The 3,522-nt window shown below is 58.5% G+C and carries 4 protein-coding genes; all 4 read right to left on the minus strand.

The genetic code is table 11. From position 1 onward, the window contains the following. On the minus strand, positions 1-515 hold a 515-nt coding region (locus HKN37_14235), incomplete at its 3' end, for a hypothetical protein (GenBank protein NNE47809.1). 391 nt (positions 516-906) lie between these two features. Next, positions 907-1,080 (minus strand): SUMF1/EgtB/PvdO family nonheme iron enzyme, encoded by a 174-nt coding sequence (locus HKN37_14240; protein ID NNE47810.1) that lies wholly within the window; start codon positions 1,078-1,080, stop codon positions 907-909. Positions 1,081-1,174: 94 nt separating this feature from the next. Next, positions 1,175-2,386 (minus strand): alpha/beta fold hydrolase, encoded by a 1,212-nt coding sequence (locus tag HKN37_14245; GenBank protein ID NNE47811.1) that lies wholly within the window; start codon positions 2,384-2,386, stop codon positions 1,175-1,177. Positions 2,387-2,904: 518 nt separating this feature from the next. Beyond that, positions 2,905-3,450, minus strand: a complete 546-nt coding sequence (locus HKN37_14250; protein ID NNE47812.1) for a DUF1697 domain-containing protein — start codon at positions 3,448-3,450, stop codon at positions 2,905-2,907. Positions 3,451-3,522: the final 72 nt, after the last annotated feature.

Genomic DNA, 3,522 nt, shown 5'->3' on the forward strand with positions numbered 1-3,522 from the left:
ACGGTCTCGAGCGTGTTGGCACGCCGGCGAACGGGGTCCGCCATACCCAGTGCGCGTTCGAGCACGACCTCGTCACCAAGGCGTACGAACACCACGCCGGCCATCCCCTCGTCCTCAAGTCGGTCGAAGGTGGCTGCCAGGTTCTCTCGTGTCAGTTCAAGCGCTTCGGTGGGCGGTAGCAGGTAAATTCGCGTGATGCCTTGTGGCTCGACTCCGAGCGCGAGCTGCCGCTCCGCACGGCCGTCGGATAGCAGAATACGCAGACCATCGGGATCAGCCTCCACGCTAATGTCGTCGGTCATCGATCCGACCTCTGTGCGTAACGTGCGGAGGCGATTCGCGAGCGCCGTTCGATCCTGGGCCTCATCGCTGACCATGGCCTGCGCGATGAATTCCTCGACGGCCTCGTCTCCTGCGCTCTGCAGAAATGTGATCACGGCGTCGACCGCGTCGCGAACGAAGGCGGGCGGGCCATCCTGAGCCTGCGCGGGCAGGGCCCAGAGGAGAGCGAGCATTGGGAGCAGGAAGAGCGGTCTCGCGAGTGATTTCACGGCTTAGGATGAGGGTGAGTGAAGAGGTTTCAGAGTTCCTAACGATGCAGTGGAAAGCATCTTACATACTTCAACGCACGACGGCCCCAGGTATTGTGGCGCGGACTCCCTTGTTATTCGAAGAAGCGCATAAAGTATTAGCAGTCGGGGAGGGTCGCATGCCACGTGGCGACGAATTCGGCGGATGCGCGGAAACATACAATATTGTTATGGCGCTCCCGATGCCGGACGGACGCAGCGGAACCCGACGTGTGGACCCGCACCCTCCGGAAGGTGACCGTCACGAAATCGTATGCGCAGATTAACTGGATGTCCACCTCAGCTTCCGCCCCTTAGAACTCGGCGTGTCGTTACCTCAGCCCTTGCGGTCGGCATAGTCGTCGCGCCATTCGTCCAATAGGTATCCCCACACGTTGCCTGCCATATCGTAAGGTCCATAGGCGTTCGGCGGATAGCTTCCGCCGGAACGGGTTGGATTTCTACACGCCCGAACTGGTCCGTCGCTTCGCCAGGATTTTGTGGCGCAGATCTCGTCGCTGTACGGCCCGGTTAATGTTGATTACACCTGCACGCACGGCTGACAGAATCAAGCTCTTTTAAAGTGGTTCACCTCGCTCACTTTCCTATTTACTCAGAATGAACTGGCCCATCGATCTCAGGTATTCAGGCTCGAGCCAACCTGTATCCTCGCGGATCAATCCATGCCCTAGGGTCGGGAAGACCACCGTCGAAAATCCTTCTCGCGCCGTGAGTTCCGCGTCTGCCAGCAAACCGAGTGATCGCGAGACGTCCACGTTTTGATCCGCTTCCCCGAAGAACATCAGCGACGGTCGTCCGAGGTCCCGCCAGTAGGGAATAGGATCGAAGGAGCCATTCAGCTTCCACCATGACTTGAGTCGCATCTTCGCCCTTCTCGCAAAGAGTGGCGCCATGGTCCTGGCAACGAGACCGGGTGCACCGCCGTTTCTGATCTCACGACTCACCTCGTAGGTAATTTGTTCGGATGGGGTTGCGACGCTTCCAGAAATCGTGATCAAGAAAGCTATTTCAGCGGACTGGGCTGCCGCCAGAGGCGCAACCCAACCGCCCTGACTGAACCCTGCAAGGCCTACGCGTACCCGATCGACGCTGGCCTGTTCAACCAGGAAGTCGACAGCGTCTACTGCGTCTGTGGCTAGTTCCCCGAACGACGAGGTGTGCCACTCTCCGCCCGACTTACCGGATCCCCTCTTGTCCGGCAGCAGAACGGCGATTCCTTCACGTGCCAGGTAGTCTGCAGGCGTGAGGTACCAGAATCTATCTCTGCTGCTGGTGCCGGAACCATGGATGAACGCGACGGCTGGGTGCGGACCAGCTCCCGCGGGCAAGAGCAGGAGACCAGCCAACTGGGCTGCATCACTCCCGAAGCGCACCTCTCGGGTCTCGTAGGGTCCGGTCACCGGTACCATCGATTGCACTCCATCGGGGGTCGTCAGGTTCGCCTTGATGATGACGGCATTGCTGCCCCTGACGAACTCCAAACGCCGCTCATTCGGACCGCTGGCCGAGGCCAGCAGGTCCGGGGTAACAGGTAGGAATGCACTTCGTCCCAGATCGTCGCGGTTGCTCCCGAATCGATACAGGACGAGGCCGCGCTCGTCCGCCCACGTCAACAGGCGCAGGGATCCGTCTTCAAGACGGTACCACCCCACTTTCTCTTCCAAATCAAATTGTGTCTCGTCTGCAAGATCCCTTGAGGCAGGCACGAAAGGAGACACCGGGAGGAAGGCGACCCCGAGCGCTGCCAGAACCAGGAGCGCTGCCAACCCCACTGCGATTCTTACGATCCACTTCATTTGATACTGTCCGCAGTATAATTCTTCCTGTCAACCGTGACGGCCATTTGGCGCCACACTGAGCTACCCGAACGGCACTTGGTTGTTCAATCGGAGCGCGGTCGAGAAAACCGCAAGTCGACGAGAAACGCCGACGCCAACCCCGACTGGTTCAAACTGTGAGCGTGGGGTGGGCTGCAAACCCACTCCTGTTAGCCTTCGGCTTCTGCTTCCATTCGATCGAGACGCGTGTAGTTATCCGCCAGCTCTTTGAGATGAGCCCAGGCGATTTTTCCGGTTAGAACGGGATCATCGTTTGTGACGTTCGTCTCTGGATTCTGGGAACCATGTTCGAACTCGACCTCGAGACTACGGCGGAATTCGTCCAGATCGACATGTGACTAGTCAATGCCCAGGTTTGCGCCAATAGCCATGGCTTCGTCTACGGTTACCTTCTTCTTTGACATCACAATAACTCTTTTTTTGACTGACGTTTGAGGTTAAGCGGCATGCCGTTGCACGTCAGCTTGAACGACGAGTCAGGCCGCACGTTCATGCAGCAGCCTCTCAAGTTTGAGCACGGTGGCCCAGTTCCTGGATGTGACCGCTCGCCCGATCTTGCCAAGCAACGCGCTCCCTGCTTTGCTTTCAAGTATGCCGCCAGGGCAATACATGTAGGCCGCCTGGCCGCCAAGGAGAAACCGGTCCGGAGGTTTGACGAGGGACTCCAGAGTAGAAAGCGCCTGAATCTGAGACTTTCGCTGCGCAAAGGCGACAAAGAACTTTGAGTGATGGTCCGCAGGGGGCACGAATTCGCTTTCTGCTACAACCTTCCGGAACTCGCTTGCAGACTTGACCACCACATTGACATTGAGGCCGAGGCTGTCTTGCAATGTCGCAGCGACGCGTTTCGCGTGTCCGGCGGCGGACCGGCGTGTGCTGGAGACGACCGCATTTCCACTATTCAGGATTGTTCGAACATTTGTGAAACCCTGTGCTTCGAGCAAGGCGCGGAAATCGGCCATGGGCAGACGATTGCCCTTGCCGACATTCACTCCACGAAGCAGAACAACGAAGTGTGGCAACGGTGTGACCTCTCGGTTATCGAATTAGCGGCGCGGCAGCCCGCGATGGACCAGGTTGCGAACAGCGCCTGC

It is taken from the genome of Rhodothermales bacterium (assembly GCA_013002345.1).
Lineage (GTDB): Bacteria > Bacteroidota > Rhodothermia > Rhodothermales > JABDKH01 > JABDKH01.

What these genes read in the sequence shown, in the direction of transcription:
- HKN37_14245 (NNE47811.1), bottom strand. Translation starts at nt 2,386, where the DNA reads ATGAAGTGGATCGTAAGAATCGCAGTGGGGTTGGCAGCGCTCCTGGTT.